The following is a 20,256-nucleotide window of genomic DNA, read 5'->3' as shown; positions in this document are numbered from 1 at the left end:
CCCCCGGGATAGCTGCCATTTGGAATGAAAAAGGCCCCCGACCATGCAGGTCGGGGGCCTTTTCGTCTAAACCGGTATCAGCTTATTGCTTTGGCAGCATCACGCCGTTGATAACGTGGATCACACCGTTGGACTGTTTGACGTCCGCGATCTCTACGAAGGCGGCGTTGCCGTTTTCATCCACCAGCTTCATGCGGCCATCATCGGCGTAGGAGGCTTGCAGCGTGCAGCCGCCCAGTGTCGGCACGGGGTGCTCACCGCCGTCGTCCTTGATCATGCCTTGCAGCGCGTCGGACATCACGGCCTTGCCGACCACGTGGCAGGTCAGGATTTCGGTCAGACGCTCTTTGTTCTCTGGCTTGACCAGCATTTCGACGGTGCCTGGCTCAAGACGGTCGAAACCGGCGTTGGTGGGGGCGAACACGGTGAAGGGGCCTTCGCCTGCGAGGGTATCAACCAGACCGGCAGCTTTCACAGCGGCAACCAATGTGGTGTGGTCGGCAGAGTTCACGGCGTTTTCAACGATGTTCTTGTCGGCGAACATTTCAGCACCACCGACCATGGGGTTCTTCATCTCGTCGGCGAAAGCCGCACCGGCAGTCAGGGCCAGGGCTGCGGTTGCGGTCATCATCTTTTTAGCGAAAGTCATGGTGTTCTCCTCGGTTTATATCGTGATCATTTGTTGATCATGCCGAAGCAACGGGGCCATGCTGCGCTTAGTTTCAAACAGAGCGCGAATTTATTTTGGATGTTATCCTTTGACGTGCCAATCGAAGAAGCCGGGGCCTGCCTGGGCCAGCAGATCTTGCGCCAGGTCGACGCCCATCTGACCGCCTTGCGCAATAGGGCCGCTGCGGTCGCCGGCAATCGCCTCTGACCCGTCGGGGCGCAGGACCTGGCCGCGCAGGTGGAGCGTGTCGCCGTCCAGCGTGGCCAGTCCCGCAATCGGTGTCTCGCAGGATCCGTCAAGCGTGAGCAGAAAGGCGCGTTCGGCGGCCAGACGTTGGCCCGTGGGGGTGTCGTGGATCGCGGCGAGCATGGCTTCGGTATCAAGGTCTCCGGCGCGGCGTTCGATGCCAATGGCCCCTTGCGCGACCGCGGGCAGCATCAGCGTGTCGTCGATCGGCGTGGCGGGGACGTGTTGCATGCCCAAACGGTTCAGACCGGCCACGGCGAGGAAGGTACATTCGGCCACACCATCGGCGAGCTTTTTCAGCCGCGTCTGCACATTGCCGCGGAATTCGACGACCTGCAGGTCGGGACGCTGGTGCAGCAGCTGCGCACGGCGGCGCAGGCTGGAGGTGCCGACAACCGCGCCTTCGGCCAGTTGGTCCAGCGCCGAAAGGGTGGGCGCGACAAAGGCGTCGCGCGGGTCTTCGCGCGGCAGGTAGGTATCAAGCAGCAGGCCCCCCGGCTGGATCGTGGGCATGTCTTTCATCGAATGCACAGCGATGTCGATTTTGCCCGCCAGCAGGTCTTCTTCGATTTCGCGGGTGAACAGACCCTTGCCGCCGATGTCCTTGAGCGGGCGATCCTGAATGACATCGCCGGTGACTTTGATCACGACGATTTCAAACGCCGCCTGTGGAATTTCAAACGCGGCGGCCAGACGGGCGCGGGTTTCATAGGCCTGGGCCATCGCCAGAGGCGAGCCGCGGGTGCCGATGCGCATGGGGTTTTCGGGGGTGGGCAGGTTCACAGTCATGGCTCTTCTTTAGGGGTGTGGATTTGATCTGACAAGCGGTGCCATTGCCTTGACATCGCGGCGCTACATCTTGACCTAAGACAAAACCATTGAAGAGTAGGAATCCCCGATGCCGCAGACCGACACGCAAAGCAAAACCATTCTGCGTTCATTGGCCGGAGAGACGCTGCCGGTGCCGCCGATCTGGATGATGCGGCAGGCCGGACGCTATCTGCCCGAGTATAAGGCGACGCGGGCGAAGGCGGGGGATTTCCTGTCTTTGTGCTACAACCCCGAGCTGGCGACCGAGGTCACCTTGCAGCCGATCCGTCGTTACGGGTTTGATGCGGCGATCCTCTTTGCGGATATTTTGCTTGTACCGCAGGCACTTGGCGCTGATCTGTGGTTCGTCACCGGCGAAGGGCCGCGCCTGTCCACGGTCACCACACAGGCGGATTTTGACCAGCTGCGGCCCGTGGGCGATATCCACGAGACGTTGAACCCGATCTATCAGACGGTGCGCAACCTTGCCGGTGAACTGCCGCGCGAGACGACGTTGATCGGCTTTGCCGGTGCGCCCTGGACTGTGGCGACCTATATGATCGCGGGGCAGGGGACCAAGGATCAGGGGCCTGCGCATCTGCTGCGCACCCAGGATAACGCCCTGTTCGAGAAGCTGTTGGACCTGATTACCAAGGCAACCATCGAATATATGTCTGCGCAAATTGACGCAGGTGCCGAGGTGATGAAGATCTTTGACAGTTGGGCGGGGTCGCTGCCGGGCGATGCTTTCGAGAAATACGCGCTGGCCCCTGCACGCGAGATCACGCAAGAGCTGAAGAAGCGCCACCCCGGTATTCCGATCATCGGTTTCCCGCGCGAGGCCGGCGATAAATACATCGGGTTCGCCAAGGCGACGGGGGTGGATTGTGTGGCGCTGGATAATTCCGTCTCGGCGGATTGGGCGGCCAAACATGTGCAGGTGGACGGTTGCGTGCAGGGCAACCTTGCATCGACCCATATGGTCACCGGCGGGCAGGCGCTGGTAGATGAGACGCGGCAGATCGTCAAAGCCTTTTCCAAGGGCCCGCATATCTTTAACCTAGGCCACGGGATCACGCCGGATGCCGACCCTGACAATGTGCAGCGCATGATTGATACGGTGCGCGAGGGCGAATAATCAAATAAGATTGGCTTTGGCTCTTGACGGGGGCCGAAGCCTGTCATACTCGGAGCGCCGATGGCGTTATAGCTCAGTTGGTTAGAGCGAACGACTCATAATCGTTAGGTCCCTGGTTCAAATCCAGGTAACGCCACCATCTCCCCCCCCCGCATAGATATGACTTTTGTAGGATAGCTGTTGTTCAGCATGGCCGGTCGTGTGTCGTGTGTCGTGTTCCCGAGCTGCGTGTTTTTCATCTGCTTGTACCGGAGGTGATTGATAATCCCCTGTCGCTGGTGTCAGAGTGTCACTCAGCTAAAGGCTCGGAACTGCTCGGCAACAGAGCGGTCCGTTTTGACTGAACACGGGAGATTAGAATGATGATGAGAAGAACCCTGATGGGGATCGCGGGTGCGGCCCTTGCCGTTGGCATGAGCGCGACCGGCGCGATGGCGCAAGAGGTTACCCTGCGCATGCACCAGTTCCTGCCGCCACAGGCCAATGTGCCCAAACTTATTCTGGATGTCTGGGCCGATAAGGTCGAAGCCGCCAGCGACAACAAGATCAAGATTGAACGCTACCCCTCCATGCAGCTTGGCGGGAAGCCACCTGAGCTGATGGATCAGGCGATTGACGGTGTGGCCGATATCGTCTGGACCGTGGTGGGCTATACCCCCGGCCGCTATCCCACGACCGAAGTGTTCGAGCTGCCCTTTATGGTCACCGACGCCCGCGCGGCGAGCTCTGCCTATTGGCAGATGTTCGAAAAGCACATGAAAGACACCGAGTTCAAGGACGTACATATTCTGGGCACATGGGTTCACGGCCCCGGCATGCTGCACACCAACACCGAGGTGCGGTCGCCCGACGATATGCAGGGTCTGAAGATTCGCGGCGGGTCGCGTCTGGTGAACCAGCTGCTCGAGATTACCGGCGCGACGCCAGTGGGCATGCCGGTTCCGGCGATTCCCGAAGGTCTGTCCAAGGGCGTGATCGACGGCACCACGATCCCGTGGGAAGTGACGCCATCGTTGAAAGTGCCGGAACTGGTGAAGAACCACACCGAATTTGACGGTGCCGCACTTTATACGCTGACCTTCGTGCTGGCGATGAACAAAGACCGCTATGATGGATTGTCGGATGAGCTGAAGAAGGTTCTGGATGAAAACTCCGGTCTGGAATTCTCGGTCTTTGCGGGGGGCACGCAGGCGGATGCCGATGGCCCTGCGCGTCAGGTCGCGGTTGATCTGGGCAACAACATTGTCGAGCTGAACGAAGAAGAGACCCAGGTCTGGCGCGATGCGTCGCAGCCGATCTATGACAGCTGGATTGCCGATATGGACAGCAAGGGCATCGACGGTCAGGCGCTGATCAATGAGGCGCGTGAACTGATGGATGCCTACGGCAAATAATCCCTGACGACGATAGCAGGCCCGCGGTGCATTCCTGCGCCGCGGGCCTGATTGCTTGATACACCCCAAAATACCTAGACAAGATTGAGAGAACCATGCGTCGGCTGATATATTTTCTTGCCCGCTTTACCGCCGTGATCGGAGGGCTGGTGCTGATGGCGCTGGTGCTGATGACCACGGCCTCTATCATCGGGCGCACGGTCAACAAGATGCTGCATAGCCCCTTTTTTCAGGAGAAGCTGACCGGCCTGTCGCAGGGGCTGATTGACATGGGCATCGGCGAGATCAACGGCAATTATGAATTGCTGGAGGCGGGGGTCGCCTTCGCCATCTTCTCGTTCCTGCCGATCTGCCAGTATTACGGCGCCCATGCCACGGTGGATGTGTTTACCTCTTTCCTGCCGGCGCGGGTGAACCGTTGGATCATGGCCTTTTGGGAGGTCGTTCTGGCCGCGGTGATCATGCTGATCATCTGGCGTCTCTACGAGGGGATGCAACGCTATCTTGGCAATGGCGAGACGACATTGTTCCTGCAATTTCCGGTGTGGTGGGCCTATGCCGCCAGCTTTGCGTCCGGCGTGATTGCCAGCGTTGTGTCGGTCTATTGCGCCGTGATCCGCGTGATAGAGGCGATCCGCGGCACCGATATTCTTCCCAGCGAACAAGGGGCCCACTAAAATGACCAACCTAGAACTGGGCTTCTGGTCCTTTCCTGTGCTGCTGCTGATGATCTTTTTGCGCGCCCCCATCGGGCTGGCGATGCTGCTGTGCGGGTTTGGCGGCTGGTATCTGGCGATGGGGGGCAACCCCACGCCGCTGCTGTCAAAGCTCAAGTCCGAGACCTACACGACGTTTTCCAGCTATTCGCTGAGCATCATTCCCATGTTCCTGCTGATGGGCCAATTCGCGACCCTATCGGGGATGAGCCAAGCCCTGTTCAAAGCGGCAGAAAGCTTTCTGGGGCATCGTCGCGGGGGTGTGGCGATGGCGGCCGTGGGGGCCTGCGCGGGCTTTGGCGCGATTTGCGGCAGCTCGCTGGCGACAGCGGCGACCATGTCGAAGGTCGCGCTGCCCGAGCTGCGGCGCTATGGCTATTCCGGCGGGTTTTCCACGGCGACACTGGCCGCGGGGGGGACATTGGGCATCCTGATCCCGCCGTCGGTCATTCTGGTGATCTATGCGATCCTGACAGAACAGAATATCGCCAAGCTGTTTCTGGCGGCCTTCCTGCCCGGTGTGCTGGCGGCCATCGGCTATGTTATCACGATCTCGATCTACGTACGTCTGAACCCCAAATCGGCGGGCGTGCGCCCTGCGGTGCCCATGGGGGATCGCTTCAAGGCGCTGGCGAATACATGGCCGGTACTGGTGATCTTTTTCGTCGTCGTGGGTGGCATCTATCTGGGGTGGTTCACCCCGACCGAAGGCGCGGCTGTGGGCGCTGCGGGCACCGGTCTGGCGGCGTTGCTGGCGGGCAGTCTGAACTGGGCGGTCTTGCGCGAAAGCCTGATGGGCACGGCGAAAACCACGGGGATGATCTTTTTCATCGTGCTGGGGGCAGGGTTCTATAACGGCTTTCTGGCCCTGTCGGGCGTGCCGCAATTCATGGCTGACTGGGTCGTGGGGCAGGGCTATAGCCCGTGGTTCGTGTTGGTCGTGATCCTTGTCTTCTACCTCGTTTTCGGCTGCCTGATGGACAGCCTGTCGATGATCCTGCTGACCGTGCCGATCTTTTTCCCCGTCATCTCGGCGATGGATTTCGGGATGAGCACAGAGCATCTGGCGATCTGGTTCGGCATCCTTGTGCTGATCGTGGTCGAGGTCGGTCTGATCACGCCACCGGTGGGGATGAACCTGTTCATCATCAACTCGATGGACCGTGAAACCCCGATGACAGAGACCTATAAGGCCGTGATGTATTTTGTCGGCTCCGACATCGTGCGGGTGATCATTCTGGTGATGTTCCCCGCGATCACGCTGTTCCTGCTGCCCTGACGGGGCACAGCGATGTGACATGAAAAAGGGCCGCGTCTGACGCGGCCCTTTTGTTTTGGGAATGGCAAACGGGTGTTTACGACGTCCAGGCCATCCGCGCAGGGTGGTATTCAAAGCCGATGTGGTGTCCGGCCCCGACCAGCCCGTCGCGGGTGTGATTATAAAGCGAGCGCCAGTAAGGCTGGATCGTGACGCCTTCGTTCTGGATCAGCGCTTCGCCCTTGGCCATCAGAGCGCGACGTTTTTCGACATCGGCGACCGAGAGGGCCTCGGTCAGGAGGGCGTCGAATTCGGGGTTGGACCAGCCAAATTCGTTCCATGCCTCGCCCGAGCGATAGGCCAGCGCCCAGATCTGCACCCCCAGCGGACGCGCGTTCCAGTTGGTTGAAGAGAAGGGGTATTTCGTCCAGTCGTTCCAGAAGGTCGACCCCGGCAGGATCGTGCGTTTCACCTTGATGCCAGCGTCGCGCAACTGTGCGGCGACCGCATCTGTGGTGTCCTTGCGCCATGCATCGTCGATGGAAAACAGCTCGTGCTCGTAGTCGGCCATGCCGGCCTCTTCCATCAGGGCGCGGGCACCTTCGGGGTCCGCCTCGCGCGGGGGGAGCTCGGCATATTCGGGGTGCATCGGGCCGACGTGGTGGTTTTCGGCCACCAGCCCGCGACCGGCATAGCCCAGTTCAAGCAGCACGGCGTTATCGACCGCCATGGCCAGCGCCCGGCGGACACGCGCATCGGCATAGGGTGTCTTGCCATCCACCTCGGCCAGTTGGTTGGGGCGGATCACAATAGTCGCACCCGTGGCGATTTCGTTCTGGTTCCAGCCGTCCAGCGTGCTGAACACGTCGATGAATTCACCCTCGATGGAATAGGTGGCGTCGATCTCTTCTGCTTCGGCGGCGGCGACAAAGGCCGAAGGGTCAGTGCCGTAGTCGATGTATTCCAGCCGGTCGATATAGGGCCCGCCGTAGACCTCGGTGCCCCACCACGTGTGGTCGGGGTTCTTGACCAACACGGCCTTGATCCCGACTTCGACGGATTCAGGCAGGTAGGCGCCGGTGCCGACAGGGTTGTCGAGCATGGTTTCCGGATCAAACCCTTCGGGGACGATGGCGGCGGGGTAATCGGCCATGCCGGGGATCAGGGTGATGTCGGGGCGGGGCAGCGACAGCTTGACCGTATGGTCATCCACCACGGTGATCGCGCCTTCGATCGCCTGACCGGAGTCCTCGTCGATCAGCGTGGCAAAGCGCCCGGCCATCGAGTTGCCCTCGACCGATTTATCGCACCAGCCCGTGATGTTGCGCGCCACATCGTTGGCGGTGAAGGGCGTGCCATCGTTCCACGTGACACCTTTGCGCACATTCAGCACATATTCGGTGGCGTCTTCGTTGATCTCCCAGCTTTCGAGCAATGCGGGGGTGAAGGTGCCGTCGTTCTCCCAGATCGCGAGATATTCAAGCCAGCCACGGGTGATGTTGGCGATCTGCGACCAGTCGTAGGTGCGCGGATCTTTCAACGCGCGGACCTCCATCTGCATCCGTACGGTGCCGCCGGATTTATGCGCAGCCGCTTGTGCGGGCGCTGCCATGCCGATCATCGCATAGGCGGTTGTCGCCGTGGCCCCAAAGGCGCTGGCGAGGGCCAGAAACTCGCGTCGGTTGACCGGATCGCGTTTGGCAGCTTCGGCAGAGGCGTGGATGGCGGCGGGTAAGGGGGTGCCGGTACGGGTTAAGAACGTCATGATCTTCCTCTCTGGTCGGGTGCTGCCCCTGTGGTTCGGGCGGCGGATACGAAGCACAAGCACAGGCGCTGGATGCTTTGCGGTGATGCAGCTTTGCTGCGTTTATTGGCTAGGAATGTAACTAGCATGTATCACAGAGTTTCAAGCATTGCGCGGCGGTGCGTCAACCCACAGCAGCGGCGGTCACCGGAGTTTGCGCCAAACGCAATGCGCGCCCGATCCGGTTCAGGATCAGACGCGCGACCCGTGGCGCGCTGTTGGGCACCTCCGGCGGGAGTTTGTTTGGCAAAATGAAGGGCGGTTATCGCGTGGGTTTCGCGGGGAGGATCGTACCGGCACAGGCCCCGAAGCCGATGCGATACCCGTCGCCTGCAGCGTGGCCGGTCAGGATCATCGTATCCCCGTCCTGCACAAAGCTGCGGGTGGTGCCATCGTTCAGCGCGATCGGCTCCGCGCCGCCCCAGCTAAGTTCGAGCAGGCTGCCGCGGGCATCTTTGTCGGGGCCGGATATGGTGCCGGAGCCGAGCAGATCGCCCGCGTTCATCGCGCAGCCCGACGCCGCGTGATGCGCCAGTTGCTGCGGGGCGGAATAATACATCGTGTTGTAATTGGTGCGCGCGATGACCTGTTGTGCGCCGCCATCGGGCTGAATGATCACAGATAGGTCAATGTCATATAGCATCGGTTTCGGCTCTGCCAGATAGGGCAGCAGATCAACCTCGCGCTCGGGCGTGGAGGCGCGGAAGGGTTCAAGCGCCGCTTTCGTCACGATCCACGGAGAGATGCTGGTGGCGAAGGCCTTGGCCTGAAACGGCCCGAGCGGTTGATACTCCCACGCTTGAATGTCGCGCGCGGACCAATCATTCAGCAGCACATAGCCAAAGATCATCTCGTCCGCTTCGGCCACGCTGGGGGTGTCGCCCATATCGGTGGAGGTGCCGACGATGGCCCCCATCTCGAGCTCGATATCAAGGCGCTGGCTGGGGCCGAAATGCGGGGTCTCGGCGTCCGCCGGTTTGATTTGCCCGTTGGGCCGCCGGATGTCGGTGCCGGAGACCACAACGGTCGAGGCGCGACCGTTGTAGCCGATGGGCATATGCAGCCAGTTCGGGGGCAGCGCGTTTTCCGCGCCCCGAAACATCGTGCCGACGTTGGTGGCATGATGCCGGCCCGCGTAGAAATCGGTGTATTCCGAGACGACAATCGGCATGTGCAGGCGGATGTCAGCCATGGGGACAAGATGCGGGGCGACCTTGGCTTGGTCGGGGCTGTCGGTTGCCAGCAGGTCGGTCAGGCGGTCGCGCAGGGTGGCCCATGCGTCGGGGCCCAGATCCATGACGTCATTCCAGTAGGGCACATCGAAGACAGGATCGAAGTGGAGCAGGATCAGGTCTTCGGCCTCTACCGCGGCCATGTCGAGCACCATATCCCCGATCGCCACGCCGCAGCGCGGTTCGAGCGTGTCGGTGGAAAACACACCGTACGGCAGGTTGTTGAGCGGGAAGTCGGTGTCGGCGCTGTTCGCGCTTTCAACCCAAGAGGTCAGCAATGTCATCGGTGTTCCTTGCGTGTCGCTGCGGGTGCGGGAAAGCTACCTTGCAAAATCTGCTTCGTTGGTAATAGTCCTTTGTGTAACTAACAAGCGATTGCCCTGATGCCAGACCAGAATTTCGAGCTGACCCATTTCCTGCCCTACCTTCTAAATCAGGCAGCGGAAGCGAGCAGTCTGGCGTTTCAGCGCACCTATAAAGATCGCTACGGGATGCTGCGGACCGAGTGGCGGGTGCTGTTTCATCTGGGGCTTTATGGCGAGATGACGGCCAGCGATATCGGGCAGCGGGCGAATATGCATAAGACCAAGATCAGCCGTGCGGTGCAAAAGTTGACAGAGCGGCGGTTCGTCACGCGGCTGCGCGGGGATCAGGATCGACGGACCGAGATGCTGTCCCTGACGACACAGGGTCGCGCGGCCTATGAGCACCTTTACGAGGTGGCAAAGGCCTATGACGCGCGTCTGACGGCGGATTTAACGGCGGCGGAGCGGGAGACGCTGAAGCGGTTGCTGGTCAAACTGGCGGCGGGACAGGGCAGCGTGGGTTGACGGCGAGCTGTCGGGGGGCCGGAGGGCGAAGGGGGGGGCGACGGGGGGCACATGCCCCCGCGCGCAGGTTCAAAAGTTGATGTCGACGCCGGGTAGGTCCAGCGCTTTCATCAGGTCGCGCAGCTCTTGCCGTGCCGCGACATTCGAGATGTTCAGCTGCTTGACGCCGATATCCTTGAGGTCGAGCAGGGTCAGGCCACGGGGGAAGAGCTCGCGGAAGATGACGCGTTCGTTAAAACCGGGGGCAATGCGGAACCCGATGCGTTTGCTCAGGTTGGCGATGGCGCGTTCCATCTTGTCCTTGTTCACCATGCGCTGCGCGCCCATGCGGTTGCGCACGACGATCCAGTCGATCGGGGCAAGGCCCGCCTGAGCCCGCAACTGCCGCGCGTTCCAGACCATTTCGGAATAGACGGAGGGGCCGGTGATCTTGTCGCCCATAGCGTCGGTGCGCGCCAGCAGGTCGAAATCGATAAAGCTGTCGTTCAGCGGCGTGATTAGCGTGTCAGCCAGCGAATGCGCCACCTGGCTAAGACGGGTGTGGGACCCCGGGCAGTCGATCAGGATGAAATCGGAGGTCGGTTCAAGCTCTGCCACGGCGGCGCTGAGGCGATGGTCGTAGATGTTTTCGCCGGGCTGCAGGCTGCTTGCCTCGATCTCTGGCAATTCGTGCATCTCGGGCGAGGGGAGGTCAAGCTCGGCACTGGCGAGGAAGGATTTACGGTTGTCGACATAGCGCCCGAAGGTGCGTTGGCGCAGGTCCAGATCCAGCACGCTGGTCTTATGCCCCATCCGCGCAAGGGCTGTCGCCACATGCATCGAAACGGTGGATTTCCCCGCCCCGCCTTTTTCATTCCCGACGACGATGATATGCGCCATTGCCTTTTGTCCCTTTCACTCCCCGTTTTTATCGGGGTCACATTGGGAAAAACCATATGGCAGCGATGGCGCTTTTGAAAGCGTTTGTGGCTCTAGATTGTGGTTATTGTTGCGAAATTCACCCGCTGGAACGCGCCGCGCAGGGGCAGTGCCTGCTAGCCCGATCGGCGCAGCGGCGGGGTGTGCGCGCCCATGCCGCCGGTGTCGATCGCGACGGCGGTATCCTGGGTCACATCCAGATGGGCGCGGCAATCGGCGGCGATCTGGGTCAGCGCATCATGAGGCCCGTGCAGACGTTCCAGCGCGCCAGCAAGCACCAGCGCCTGCGCATAGCTGCCACGGGCGACCAGATCACGGGCGGCGGTCAAATCCTCGGCCGGGAGGGGGGCGGGAGCAGCCTGCGCGCGCGGAGCCTTGCCGCTGTTGGCACCGCGAGGCGGTCGGGGTGGGGTAGAGAGCGGGAAAGCGGGCATCAGCGAACCTTTCGTGGAGGGCTGAGAAGACTATGGGCCGTAGTTGCTTTCTAAAACCTAAACAGCCGCCGCTTTGTTCCGTAAAATGTGACCTGACCCTTGGGCAAGGACGCGATGTCGCACCTCGGGCTAAGCCACAGTCGCGAAACGAAAAATGGCGCGCCCGCGAGGGCACGCCATTTCTGAATTCCGCAATGGAAAGGGTTTAGAAGCCCAGACCTGCGTATTTGTTTTTGAACTTGGACACGCGGCCGCCGGTATCCATCAAGCGGGATGTGCCGCCGTTCCATGCAGGGTGCACAGAGGGGTCAATATCCAGCGCCAGTTGGTCGCCTTCTTTGCCGTAGGTCGATTTCATTTCCACAACGGTGCCATCTGTCATTTTGACGTTGATGGTGTGGTAATCGGGGTGTGTATCGGCTTTCATGACAGCTCTCCTTACGCGTTCGCGCCAGATTTTGGCTTGTAGTGTACGTTTTCAACGATACGTGCCGACTTACCACGACGCGAGCGCAGGTAGTACAGTTTCGCACGACGCACACGGCCACGACGGACAACGGTGATGCTTTCGATGTTGGTGGAGTGCAGCGGGAATACGCGCTCTACGCCTTCACCAAAGGAAATCTTGCGCACGGTGAACGAACCGGCAATGCCGTGGCCGTTGTTGCGTGCAATGCAGACGCCTTCGTAGTTCTGAACGCGGGTACGTGTACCTTCGGTCACTTTAAAGCCCACGCGGATGGTGTCACCGGCGCGGAAGTCTGGGATTTCTTTCCCCAGTTCGGCGATTTGTTCCGCCTCGATCTGTGCAATCAGGTTCATCTGATCGTCTCCTATGAATGCTCGCGGTTAGTCCACGAAGTTTTGCGCGATCCAATAGCTTCGGTCTGTCTGGCGGGCCCGCCGTGGCGTCCCATCGAAGGTAGGGTCATCTTTGCTTGTCATCTGCGGATGCAGAAAAGACTGGAGCCGCACGTGCGCGATTCCAGACTTGCGCGTCGTATAGGCGGGATGCCCCTTCAGATCAAGAGCGTATCACCCGTACGCGCGCATGTTTTCAGCCGGTGAAATAGGGGCGCAGATTGTGCCGCACGCGGTCCAGCACGGTGTCGCCCTCCAGATCGGGGACGAAACGTTGGCCGGTAATCGCCTCGAACGCGTCGATATAGACTTGCGAGGTGGCGGCGATCAGGTCGGCGGGGATTTCGGGGATGTCATCGTGATAGGGGTCGCAGCGGGCATCGACCCAGGACCGGATCACATCCTTGTCGAAGGACGGCGGGCGTGTGCCGTGTTCCAGCGCGGCGTCATAGCCTTCGGCGAGCCAGAACCGCGAGCTGTCGGGGGTGTGGATTTCATCGGCCAGCAGGATATTGCCCTGCGCATCGGTGCCGAATTCATATTTTGTGTCCACGAGGATCAGCCCGTTTTTCGCCGCCATTTCCTGACCGCGGGCAAAGAGTTTTAGGGCGATGTCGCTGATCTGGTCCCATTGCGCCTGGGTCAGCAGCCCTTGGGCAACGATCTCTTGGGCGGTCAGCGGGGCATCGTGTCCGCCGTCGAATTCCTTGGAGGTGGGGGTGATGATCGGCGCGGGCAGCGCCTGATTGTCGCGCAGGCCATCGGGGAAGCGGTGGCCGTACATCTCCCGTTCACCTTTCTTGTATAGCGTCAGCACCGATGTCCCTGTGGAGCCGGCGAGATAGCCGCGCACGACGATCTCTACGGGCAGGATGGTCAGATGCTTGCCGATCACCACATTGGGGTCGGGGTAGTCGAGCACATGGTTGGGGCAGATGTCGGAGGTGTTGTCGAACCAGAACCGCGCGGTCTGGGTCAACACCTGACCCTTGAACGGAATGGAGGTGAGGATACGGTCAAAAGCCGAAATACGGTCAGAGGAAATCAGGATGCGCCGGTCGTCGGGCAGGTCGTAGCAGTCACGCACCTTGCCGAAATAGGGGTTCGGCAGCTCATCAATGCGGGCGTGATCAAGGGTGCGGGTCAGGTCTGTCATGGTCTGCCTTCCGTGGGGGTCACTTCTTGGACGTATATTTCGCCCACATGTCGGGGCGTCGTTGTTCTGTCAGGGTTTCTGACTGGGCCTGCCGCCATTTGGCGATCTCGCCGTGGTTGCCGGACATGAGAACCGGCGGAATGGGGCGGTCTTTCCACTCGGCGGGGCGGGTGTATTGCGGGTGTTCCAGCAGGCCAGAGGAATGGCTTTCCTCGACCACGCTATCGGCGTTGCCCAAGACACCGGGCAAGAGCCGCACGGTGGCGTCGATCATGGCTTGCGCGGCCAACTCTCCGCCGGTCATGACAAAATCGCCAAGGGAGACTTCGGTGATGCCGTAATGGTCGATCACCCGCTCGTCGACGCCTTCGAAACGGCCACAAAGGATGGTCACGCCGGAGCAGGTGGCCAGATCCTGCGCCATCGCCTGATCAAACCGCCGCCCGCGCGGAGACATATAGAGGATGGGCCAGCGTCCGGCGGCACCGGCCATCGCATCCTCGATCGCGGGGCCGACGACATCGGCGCGCATGACCATACCTGCGCCGCCGCCCGCGGGGGTGTCGTCAACATTGCGATGCTTGCCTACGCCGTAGCCGCGCAGATCATGGGTGCGCAGCTGCCATGTGCCTTCTTGCAGGGCGCGGCCCGTCAGGCTGGCCCCCAGCACACCGGGGAACAGTTCGGGGAAGAGGGTCACGATCTCGGCCCGCCAGACGCCGGCGTAATCGGGTGTGTCCTGCATCAGCTCGCGCGGCTTGAACGTCGGACGGACAGATTGCCGCCCGTGGGAGCGTGAAGGGGTGCTCATGTGATCGCGGCCTGTGTCATGCGGGCCTTTCGTACGGGCTTAGACGTCTTTTGCATCGGGCAGGATGCCCTCGGGCGGGTCGGCGATGATGCGGCCCGTGGCCAGATCGACCGTGGGCACCGCCGCCTTGGTAAAGGGCAGGAACACGGTCTGCGCGCTGCCCGCAAGCTGCGTTTCCAGCAGATCGTCAGCGCCGTGGTTCTGGACGGTCTTGACCATGCCGATCAGCGTGCCGCCGGTGTCATAGACCTCTAGCCCAATCAGGTCGGTGTGGTAGAATTCATCGTCGGGCAGCGACGGCAGCTGGTCGCGCTGCGCAAACAGCACGGTGCCGCGCAGGGCGTCGGCCTCCTCTTTAGAGGTCACATCGGTGATGCGCGCGACAAAGCCGTTTTTGACCGGACGCACCAGCGCGAGGTTGAAGCTGCGCGTGCCATCCTCGCTCGAGAGCGGGCTGTAGCTTTCGATATCTTCGGGCACCGCGCAGTAGCTTTTGATCCGCAGTTCCCCGCGGACACCATATGCGCCAGAGATCGCGCCCACCGAAATTTTATCGCTCACTGCAAAAGCTCCGAGTTTAAGCAAATTGTACCGGTCCACTGACCCTCGCCCGCGCGGCATTCCGATTTCATCAGGGTGCGTTCGAACCAGATGCCGATGGCGACACCGATACCGAGGATGAGAAGAAGGCGCAAAAGACGAAACATTGTCAGCTTCCAATCTGGTCCAGGGGCGGGGCGCAGGGGACCGATGAGAGCGGGCCACTGCGGCGGGACGTGTCATTTCGTGTACCACGTACATCGGACAGGCTGCACGCGCAAAGATGCGGGCTGTCGGATATACCTGAAATCCCCGGCGCGGCAGGAACCGCGCCGGGGGATGTGCCGACTATTCTTCGGCGGCGTCTTCTGCAGGTGCAGCAGCGGCTTCGGCAGCAGCGGCGGCCTTTGCTGCTTTCTCTTCAACGCGCTCTTGCGCTTTCTTGCCGGGGGTACCCTTCTTGGGGTTGTTCCGCTCGGTTTTCTCTTTCACGCCAGCGGCTTCCAGCATGCGTGCAACACGGTCGGTTGGCTGCGCGCCCTGGCTGATCCAGTATTGAACGCGCTCGACGTCCATTTTCACGCGCTCTTCGCTGTCTTTCGCCAGGAGCGGGTTGTAGGTGCCCAGCTTTTCAATGAAGCGGCCGTCACGTGGCATGCGGCTGTCCGCTGCAACGATGCGGTAGAAGGGGCGCTTTTTGGAACCGCCACGGGCGAGACGAATTTTCATGGACATAGGTAGTTTCCTTTAGTTGAGACTGGGGTCAGGGACGCGCCCGGACCTATGATTGGTGTTGTTTGTGGTGCTGAATGACTTCAGCGATGATGAAGTTCAGAAACTTCTTGGCGAATTCGGGATCGAGGTCAGCCTCTTTCGCCAAATCTTCGAGCCGCTTGATCTGGTTCGCTTCGCGGTCCGGATCAGAGGGGGGAAGGTCGTGTTCGGCTTTGAGTTTCCCCACAGCCTGCGTGTGTTTGAACCGCTCGCCCAGAGTATAGACCAGGATCGCGTCCAGACGGTCGATGGAGGCGCGGTGTTCTTTCAGAACCTCGGCGGCGCGGGTGACAGGATCGGTCATGCGGCAGCTCCTTTCACGGCGAAGGGGAGGGCGCGATGCACGGGCAGGTGCCTCCGGCGGGAGTTTATCTGGCAAAATGAAGCGCGGATCATTTCTTTTTCCCGAAACCGGAGAGGCCGCCGGGCAGGCCGGCACCGCCGCCTATTCCGCCCAGACCACCAGGCAGTTTGCCGCCCATCTGTTTGGCCGCGGCTTCCAGTGCTTTGGGGTCCATCTGGGACGGGTCCATGCCGCCGGGCATGCCGCCTTTGCCCATCATGCCCTTCATCGCTTGTTTGAGCATGCCGCCCTTGCCCATTTTGCCCATCTTTTTCATCATGTCGCCCATCTGGCGGTGCATCTTCATGAGCTTGTTGAGTTCGGACACTTCCAGACCTGCGCCTTTGGCGATGCGCTTTTTGCGGCTGGCTTGCAGGAGGGCGGGGTTGGCACGCTCTTTCTTGGTCATGGATTGGATCAGGGCGATCTGGCGTTTGAGGATCTTGTCGTCAAAGCCCGCGTCTTCGACCTGTTTCGCCATTTTGCCCATGCCGGGCATCATGCCCATCATGCCTTGCATGCCGCCCATCTTGAGCATCTGTTCAAGCTGCATTTTCAGGTCGTTCATGTTGAACTGACCTTTGGCCATGCGCTTCATCATCTTTTCGGCTTGTTCAGCCTCGATGGTTTCTTGCGCTTTCTCGACCAGGGCGACGATATCGCCCATGCCAAGGATACGGCCCGCGATGCGTTCGGGTTCGAAGGTTTCCAGCGCGTCCATCTTTTCGCCCAAGCCGACGAATTTGATGGGTTTGCCGGTGACGGCGCGCATCGACAGCGCAGCACCGCCGCGGCCGTCGCCGTCCATGCGGGTCAGCACGACGCCGGAGATGCCAATGCGGTCGTTGAAGTTTTCGGCGGTTTGCACGGCGTCCTGGCCGGTGAGACCATCGACGACCAGCAGGGTTTCACGGGGGTTGGCGACATCGCGCACCGCTTCGACCTGGCGCATCAGCTCTTCGTCGATGGAGAGGCGGCCCGCGGTGTCGAGCATATAGACGTCGTAGCCGCCCATCGATGCCTGCGTCTTTGCGCGTTTGGCAATCTGGACGGGGTTTTCGCCTTTGACGATGGGCAGGGTATCGACGCCGATCTGCACGCCGAGGATCGCCAGCTGTTCCATCGCCGCAGGGCGGTTCACGTCGAGCGAGGCCATCAGCACGCGCTTGCCGTCGCGGTCTTTCAGACGTTTGGCGAGCTTGGCCGTGGTCGTGGTTTTACCGGAACCTTGCAGACCGACCATCAGGATCGGGGCGGGGGGGCTGTCGATTTTCAGCGCGCCGGGTTCGCCTTCGCCTTTCAGCGTGTCGATCAGCGCGTCGTGGACGATCTTGACGACCTGCTGGCCGGGGGTGATCGATTTGGTGACGGCCTGACCGGTGGCCTTGTCCTGCACCGCTTTGACGAAATCACGCGCGACGGGCAGGGAAACGTCGGCCTCGAGCAGGGCGACGCGGACTTCGCGCAGGGCGGTTTTCACATCCTCTTCCGAGAGGGCACCCTGTTTGGTGAGACGGTCAAAGACGCCGGAGAGGCGTTCGGAAAGATTCTCAAACATGGGCCATGGCCCCCTTCGATCGGTTGCGGTGCCCCTCAGATAGGATGCCCGCGTTGAATACGCAAATGCCCCCACGGGCGTAACACGCTGGTGGGGGGCGATCTCTGGCCGCGCCAGAGACCGGAAGACATGGTGCTTCCGGAGATTGCGGATCGTTTAGGCGAGCGGCGGGTCTGAGTCAACCCGCGGCGCCGCCCGCGGATTATGCTGCCTTGAGCGCATCCACAGCTTCGTTCGCGCGGGCGATGGTGCCTTCGGCATCTGTTGCCAGCGCGTCGGCGGCCACGATGGTCACGTCGGTCATGCCCATGAAGCCCAGAACGGCCTTGAGATAGCCGGTGTTGAAATCCGCCTCGGAGCCGGCGGGCACGCCACCGGAGGCCATCGCCACGATCACGCGCTTGCCTTTGACCAGACCTTCGGGGCCGTTTTCGGTATAGCGGAAGGTAACGCCGACACGGGCGACCAGATCGATCCACGCCTTCAGCGACGCGGGCACGCTGAAGTTATAGATGGGCGCGCCGATGACGATTGTGTCGGCGGCCAGAAGCTCTGCGACGAGCTTGTCGGATTCAACCAGCGCTTCGCTTTGCTCGGGCGTGCGGTCTGTCTCGGGGGTGGCACGGGCGATGGCCCATGTTTCGGTGATCTGGGGCAGGGGTTCGAGGGCCAGATCGCGGACGGTAACATCATTGTCGCCCAGTTGCGCGATGATCCGGTCGGTGAGGCCGCGGGTCACAGAACTGGTGGTGTTGGCAGAGGAATCGATACGCAAGATAGACATGGGAGGATATCCTTTTGTGTTAACTTTCTTCCTTTTACATGACCCTTGCTCGTGCGAACGCAACTGGCGAAACTGCGGGTGATGTGTTCAATAATGCACAGTCGGGCAGACGAGGGGCCGAGAATGGACAATTGGGAAGAAATCAAGACGGCCTATCAGGTGGCGCGCATGGGCACCGTCAGTGGCGCGGCCGAGGTTCTGGGGGTCCATCATGCGACCGTGATCCGCCATGTGGATGCGCTGGAACGACGGCTGTCGGTGAAGCTATTCCAACGGCACGCGCGCGGCTACAAGACGACGGAGGCGGGCGAGGATCTGCTGCGTGTGGCCTCTGCCACGGATGACCAGTTCAGCCAGCTTGCCAGTCGCATCAAGGGGCGCGGCGAAGCGGTGTCGGGCGAGCTGGTCGTGACCTCCCTGATGGAGCTTTCAAGCTGGATGACCCCTTTGTTGGTCGCGTTCCAGAGGGAAAACCCCGATGTGACCCTGCGCTTTCTGACCGGGGAGCGATTGTTCCGGCTGGAGTATGGCGAGGCGCATATCGCGATCCGCGCGGGGCAGGTGCCCGAGCAGCCGGACAATGTGGTGCAGCCTTTCTATCAGTTCCAGATGGGGCTGTTCGCGCATAAGGACTATATCGCCGCCTTCGGGATGCCGTCGGGGGTCGAGGAGTATGGCAACCATCGGTTTGTCGGCCATGACGACGCGCAGATGCGTGCGCCCTTCTTCAAATGGATGCGCGAGGTGGTGCCTGCCCATGCGATCTCCTTCCGCGGTCTCCATGCAGACGCGCTCCGCGTTGCGGTGCTGGAGGCGGCGGGGATCGGGTTTGTCGATCTGATCGAGGGGCGCGCCAACCCCGATCTGGTCGAGGTGCACCCGCATCTGCCGGAATGGGATTCGATGCTGTGGCTGGTCACCCATGTTGATCTGCACCGCACACCAAAGGTGCAGGCCTTGCTGTCGTACCTGAAAAAAGCCGTCAAGACGGGGCTGTGATGCGATCTGATCTGCAGGGGCATCTGGCGATGCTGGCATTTTCGGCGCTGGTGGCGGGGTCATTTTCGCTTGGGTCGCTGTCGGCCAATCTGATCTCGCCCACGGCGTTGAATGCGGCGCGGTTCGTGATCGCGGGCATGGTGATTGCCGTGGCGGTCGCTGCGACGACGGGTGTGCCGAAAGGGGCCACGCGCGCGCCTTGGCGCTATCTGGTGCTTGGGGGGCTTTTCGCTGTCTATTTCGTGCTGATGTTCGAGGGGTTGAAGACCGCGCGCCCCGTCAGTGCGGCGGCGGTGTTTACGTTGACGCCCGTGATTGCTGCGGGGTTTGGGTGGCTCTTGTTGCGGCAGGTGACGACAGGGCGGATGGCGCTGGCGCTGGCCATCGGTGCGGTCGGCGCCCTTTGGGTGATTTTTCGCGCGGATCTGGCCGCGCTGCGCCGGTTCGAGCTCGGGTATGGTGAAGCGGTGTATTTCCTCGGCTGCGTAAGCCATGCGCTTTATACGCCGATGGTGCGCAAGCTGAACCGCGGAGAGCCAGCGGTGGTGTTCACCTTGGGCACGCTGATCGCCGGTGGTGCGTTGCTGTTCATCTATGGCTGGCGCGATGTGCTGGGGACGGACTGGACCGCGCTGCCCGCGATTGTCTGGATCACCATCCTCTACGTCGCGATCGCTGCGTCTGCTGCGACTTTTGTATTGCTGCAATTTGCGTCCCTGCGGCTGCCGTCGGCCAAGGTGATGGCCTATACCTATCTGACGCCCAGCTGGGTTATTCTGTGGGAAGTCGCATTGGGCAATGGCGCACCCGGCCCGCTTGTTTTCGGGGGCGTCGGGCTGACGATTGTAGCGCTGTATCTGCTGTTGCGGGACGATACCAAAGCGGTTTGATCAAAAGGGCGGGAACCGATCCGACATATCCAGCGTTAAGATCACATAAAGTTTATAAAGGGACTATTCTAATGCGTAGCATTATTTATC

Annotated in this window: 23 protein-coding genes and 1 tRNA gene; 8 read left to right on the top strand and 16 right to left on the bottom strand. The window is 61.1% G+C overall.

What is annotated here, in order from left to right:
• Positions 1-82: 82 nt before the first annotated feature.
• Both AADW22_RS14560 and hemC read right to left on the bottom strand, forming a co-directional pair.
• Entirely contained in the window at positions 83-649 is a 567-nt protein-coding gene (locus AADW22_RS14560) for a fasciclin domain-containing protein (protein WP_037941218.1), read from the bottom strand.
• 102 nt (positions 650-751) lie between these two features.
• Positions 752-1,705, bottom strand: coding sequence for a hydroxymethylbilane synthase (hemC, locus tag AADW22_RS14555; RefSeq protein WP_005850014.1), 954 nt, complete (start codon positions 1,703-1,705; stop codon positions 752-754).
• A 109-nt stretch (positions 1,706-1,814) separates the two neighbouring features.
• Between hemC and hemE the strand changes: the two genes are divergently transcribed.
• From hemE to AADW22_RS14530, 5 genes are all read left to right on the top strand, one after another.
• Positions 1,815-2,864: a uroporphyrinogen decarboxylase gene (hemE, locus tag AADW22_RS14550; protein ID WP_407473960.1), complete on the top strand. Its 1,050-nt coding sequence runs from the start codon at positions 1,815-1,817 to the stop codon at positions 2,862-2,864.
• A 62-nt stretch (positions 2,865-2,926) separates the two neighbouring features.
• Positions 2,927-3,003 (top strand) — tRNA-Met (locus tag AADW22_RS14545).
• Positions 3,004-3,223: 220 nt separating this feature from the next.
• Positions 3,224-4,258, top strand: a complete 1,035-nt coding sequence (locus tag AADW22_RS14540; RefSeq protein WP_037941222.1) for a TRAP transporter substrate-binding protein — start codon at positions 3,224-3,226, stop codon at positions 4,256-4,258.
• Between the two features lie 95 nt (positions 4,259-4,353).
• Positions 4,354-4,935 carry a TRAP transporter small permease gene (locus tag AADW22_RS14535; RefSeq protein ID WP_278424426.1) on the top strand — a complete coding sequence of 194 codons (582 nt, stop codon included), beginning with the start codon at positions 4,354-4,356 and terminating at the stop codon, positions 4,933-4,935.
• Position 4,936: 1 nt separating this feature from the next.
• Complete coding sequence (locus tag AADW22_RS14530; protein ID WP_037941225.1) at positions 4,937-6,253, top strand: TRAP transporter large permease; 1,317 nt, start codon at positions 4,937-4,939, stop codon at positions 6,251-6,253.
• A gap of 76 nt (positions 6,254-6,329) precedes the next feature.
• On the opposite strand, the gene AADW22_RS14525 is transcribed toward AADW22_RS14530, so the two are convergent.
• Entirely contained in the window at positions 6,330-7,997 is a 1,668-nt protein-coding gene (locus tag AADW22_RS14525) for an ABC transporter substrate-binding protein (RefSeq protein ID WP_132998176.1), read from the bottom strand.
• A 301-nt stretch (positions 7,998-8,298) separates the two neighbouring features.
• Positions 8,299-9,552, bottom strand: a complete 1,254-nt coding sequence (gene fahA / locus AADW22_RS14520) for a fumarylacetoacetase (protein ID WP_407473959.1) — start codon at positions 9,550-9,552, stop codon at positions 8,299-8,301.
• A 99-nt stretch (positions 9,553-9,651) separates the two neighbouring features.
• On the opposite strand from fahA, the gene AADW22_RS14515 reads away from it, so the two are divergent.
• A complete protein-coding gene (locus AADW22_RS14515; RefSeq protein ID WP_037966814.1) occupies positions 9,652-10,098 on the top strand; it encodes a MarR family winged helix-turn-helix transcriptional regulator in 447 nt (148 codons plus the stop codon).
• A gap of 69 nt (positions 10,099-10,167) precedes the next feature.
• On the opposite strand, the gene AADW22_RS14510 is transcribed toward AADW22_RS14515, so the two are convergent.
• From AADW22_RS14510 to AADW22_RS14455, 12 genes are all read right to left on the bottom strand, one after another.
• Positions 10,168-10,977 carry a division plane positioning ATPase MipZ gene (locus AADW22_RS14510; RefSeq protein WP_005849997.1) on the bottom strand — a complete coding sequence of 270 codons (810 nt, stop codon included), beginning with the start codon at positions 10,975-10,977 and terminating at the stop codon, positions 10,168-10,170.
• Positions 10,978-11,132: 155 nt separating this feature from the next.
• Complete coding sequence (locus AADW22_RS14505; protein WP_407473958.1) at positions 11,133-11,450, bottom strand: hypothetical protein; 318 nt, start codon at positions 11,448-11,450, stop codon at positions 11,133-11,135.
• A gap of 205 nt (positions 11,451-11,655) precedes the next feature.
• Entirely contained in the window at positions 11,656-11,877 is a 222-nt protein-coding gene (gene rpmE / locus AADW22_RS14500; RefSeq protein WP_005849993.1) for a 50S ribosomal protein L31, read from the bottom strand.
• A gap of 11 nt (positions 11,878-11,888) precedes the next feature.
• A complete protein-coding gene (gene rplS, locus AADW22_RS14495) occupies positions 11,889-12,272 on the bottom strand; it encodes a 50S ribosomal protein L19 (RefSeq protein ID WP_005849991.1) in 384 nt (127 codons plus the stop codon).
• 235 nt (positions 12,273-12,507) lie between these two features.
• A complete protein-coding gene (locus AADW22_RS14490; RefSeq protein ID WP_407473957.1) occupies positions 12,508-13,467 on the bottom strand; it encodes a phosphoribosylaminoimidazolesuccinocarboxamide synthase in 960 nt (319 codons plus the stop codon).
• Between the two features lie 19 nt (positions 13,468-13,486).
• Complete coding sequence (gene trmD / locus AADW22_RS14485; protein ID WP_278375842.1) at positions 13,487-14,278, bottom strand: tRNA (guanosine(37)-N1)-methyltransferase TrmD; 792 nt, start codon at positions 14,276-14,278, stop codon at positions 13,487-13,489.
• 39 nt (positions 14,279-14,317) lie between these two features.
• Positions 14,318-14,839 (bottom strand): ribosome maturation factor RimM, encoded by a 522-nt coding sequence (gene rimM / locus AADW22_RS14480; protein WP_407473956.1) that lies wholly within the window; start codon positions 14,837-14,839, stop codon positions 14,318-14,320.
• Complete coding sequence (locus AADW22_RS14475) at positions 14,836-14,985, bottom strand: hypothetical protein (RefSeq protein WP_005849987.1); 150 nt, start codon at positions 14,983-14,985, stop codon at positions 14,836-14,838. The genes rimM and AADW22_RS14475 overlap by 4 nt, the downstream gene beginning before the upstream one ends.
• A 181-nt stretch (positions 14,986-15,166) precedes the next feature.
• Positions 15,167-15,553, bottom strand: a complete 387-nt coding sequence (gene rpsP / locus AADW22_RS14470; RefSeq protein WP_005849986.1) for a 30S ribosomal protein S16 — start codon at positions 15,551-15,553, stop codon at positions 15,167-15,169.
• A 46-nt stretch (positions 15,554-15,599) separates the two neighbouring features.
• Complete coding sequence (locus AADW22_RS14465; protein WP_005849985.1) at positions 15,600-15,896, bottom strand: chorismate mutase; 297 nt, start codon at positions 15,894-15,896, stop codon at positions 15,600-15,602.
• Between the two features lie 88 nt (positions 15,897-15,984).
• The gene (gene ffh / locus AADW22_RS14460) at positions 15,985-17,493 is read right to left on the bottom strand and encodes a signal recognition particle protein (protein WP_132998180.1); all 1,509 of its coding nucleotides are present in this window, start codon (positions 17,491-17,493) and stop codon (positions 15,985-15,987) included.
• 202 nt (positions 17,494-17,695) lie between these two features.
• On the bottom strand, positions 17,696-18,277 hold the full coding sequence (locus AADW22_RS14455; protein ID WP_005849982.1) for an FMN-dependent NADH-azoreductase: 582 nt from the start codon (positions 18,275-18,277) through the stop codon (positions 17,696-17,698).
• Between the two features lie 123 nt (positions 18,278-18,400).
• Between AADW22_RS14455 and AADW22_RS14450 the strand changes: the two genes are divergently transcribed.
• Positions 18,401-19,276 carry a LysR family transcriptional regulator gene (locus AADW22_RS14450; protein WP_005849981.1) on the top strand — a complete coding sequence of 292 codons (876 nt, stop codon included), beginning with the start codon at positions 18,401-18,403 and terminating at the stop codon, positions 19,274-19,276.
• Positions 19,276-20,166 (top strand): DMT family transporter, encoded by an 891-nt coding sequence (locus AADW22_RS14445; RefSeq protein WP_407473955.1) that lies wholly within the window; start codon positions 19,276-19,278, stop codon positions 20,164-20,166. Before AADW22_RS14450 ends, AADW22_RS14445 begins: the two co-directional genes overlap by 1 nt.
• Positions 20,167-20,256: the final 90 nt, after the last annotated feature.

Origin of the sequence: Sulfitobacter sp. PM12 (assembly GCF_045586035.1) — a bacterium.
GTDB lineage: Bacteria > Pseudomonadota > Alphaproteobacteria > Rhodobacterales > Rhodobacteraceae > Sulfitobacter > Sulfitobacter pontiacus.
Note: the sequence above shows the minus strand (reverse complement) of the source record. Positions and strands in the feature narration are given on the sequence as shown.

Excerpts from the sequence above, each read along its gene's own strand:
- AADW22_RS14560 (WP_037941218.1), bottom strand. The coding sequence starts at position 649 with ATGACTTTCGCTAAAAAGATGATGACCGCAACCGCAGCCCTGGCCCTG.
- hemC (WP_005850014.1), bottom strand. The coding sequence starts at position 1,705 with ATGACTGTGAACCTGCCCACCCCCGAAAACCCCATGCGCATCGGCACC.
- hemE (WP_407473960.1), top strand. The coding sequence starts at position 1,815 with ATGCCGCAGACCGACACGCAAAGCAAAACCATTCTGCGTTCATTGGCC.
- AADW22_RS14540 (WP_037941222.1), top strand. The coding sequence starts at position 3,224 with ATGATGATGAGAAGAACCCTGATGGGGATCGCGGGTGCGGCCCTTGCC.
- AADW22_RS14535 (WP_278424426.1), top strand. The coding sequence starts at position 4,354 with ATGCGTCGGCTGATATATTTTCTTGCCCGCTTTACCGCCGTGATCGGA.
- AADW22_RS14530 (WP_037941225.1), top strand. The coding sequence starts at position 4,937 with ATGACCAACCTAGAACTGGGCTTCTGGTCCTTTCCTGTGCTGCTGCTG.
- AADW22_RS14525 (WP_132998176.1), bottom strand. The coding sequence starts at position 7,997 with ATGACGTTCTTAACCCGTACCGGCACCCCCTTACCCGCCGCCATCCAC.
- fahA (WP_407473959.1), bottom strand. The coding sequence starts at position 9,552 with ATGACATTGCTGACCTCTTGGGTTGAAAGCGCGAACAGCGCCGACACC.
- AADW22_RS14515 (WP_037966814.1), top strand. The coding sequence starts at position 9,652 with ATGCCAGACCAGAATTTCGAGCTGACCCATTTCCTGCCCTACCTTCTA.
- AADW22_RS14510 (WP_005849997.1), bottom strand. The coding sequence starts at position 10,977 with ATGGCGCATATCATCGTCGTCGGGAATGAAAAAGGCGGGGCGGGGAAA.
- AADW22_RS14505 (WP_407473958.1), bottom strand. The coding sequence starts at position 11,450 with ATGCCCGCTTTCCCGCTCTCTACCCCACCCCGACCGCCTCGCGGTGCC.
- rpmE (WP_005849993.1), bottom strand. The coding sequence starts at position 11,877 with ATGAAAGCCGATACACACCCCGATTACCACACCATCAACGTCAAAATG.
- rplS (WP_005849991.1), bottom strand. The coding sequence starts at position 12,272 with ATGAACCTGATTGCACAGATCGAGGCGGAACAAATCGCCGAACTGGGG.
- AADW22_RS14490 (WP_407473957.1), bottom strand. The coding sequence starts at position 13,467 with ATGACAGACCTGACCCGCACCCTTGATCACGCCCGCATTGATGAGCTG.
- trmD (WP_278375842.1), bottom strand. The coding sequence starts at position 14,278 with ATGAGCACCCCTTCACGCTCCCACGGGCGGCAATCTGTCCGTCCGACG.
- AADW22_RS14475 (WP_005849987.1), bottom strand. The coding sequence starts at position 14,985 with ATGTTTCGTCTTTTGCGCCTTCTTCTCATCCTCGGTATCGGTGTCGCC.
- rpsP (WP_005849986.1), bottom strand. The coding sequence starts at position 15,553 with ATGTCCATGAAAATTCGTCTCGCCCGTGGCGGTTCCAAAAAGCGCCCC.
- AADW22_RS14465 (WP_005849985.1), bottom strand. The coding sequence starts at position 15,896 with ATGACCGATCCTGTCACCCGCGCCGCCGAGGTTCTGAAAGAACACCGC.
- ffh (WP_132998180.1), bottom strand. The coding sequence starts at position 17,493 with ATGTTTGAGAATCTTTCCGAACGCCTCTCCGGCGTCTTTGACCGTCTC.
- AADW22_RS14455 (WP_005849982.1), bottom strand. The coding sequence starts at position 18,277 with ATGTCTATCTTGCGTATCGATTCCTCTGCCAACACCACCAGTTCTGTG.
- AADW22_RS14450 (WP_005849981.1), top strand. The coding sequence starts at position 18,401 with ATGGACAATTGGGAAGAAATCAAGACGGCCTATCAGGTGGCGCGCATG.
- AADW22_RS14445 (WP_407473955.1), top strand. The coding sequence starts at position 19,276 with ATGCGATCTGATCTGCAGGGGCATCTGGCGATGCTGGCATTTTCGGCG.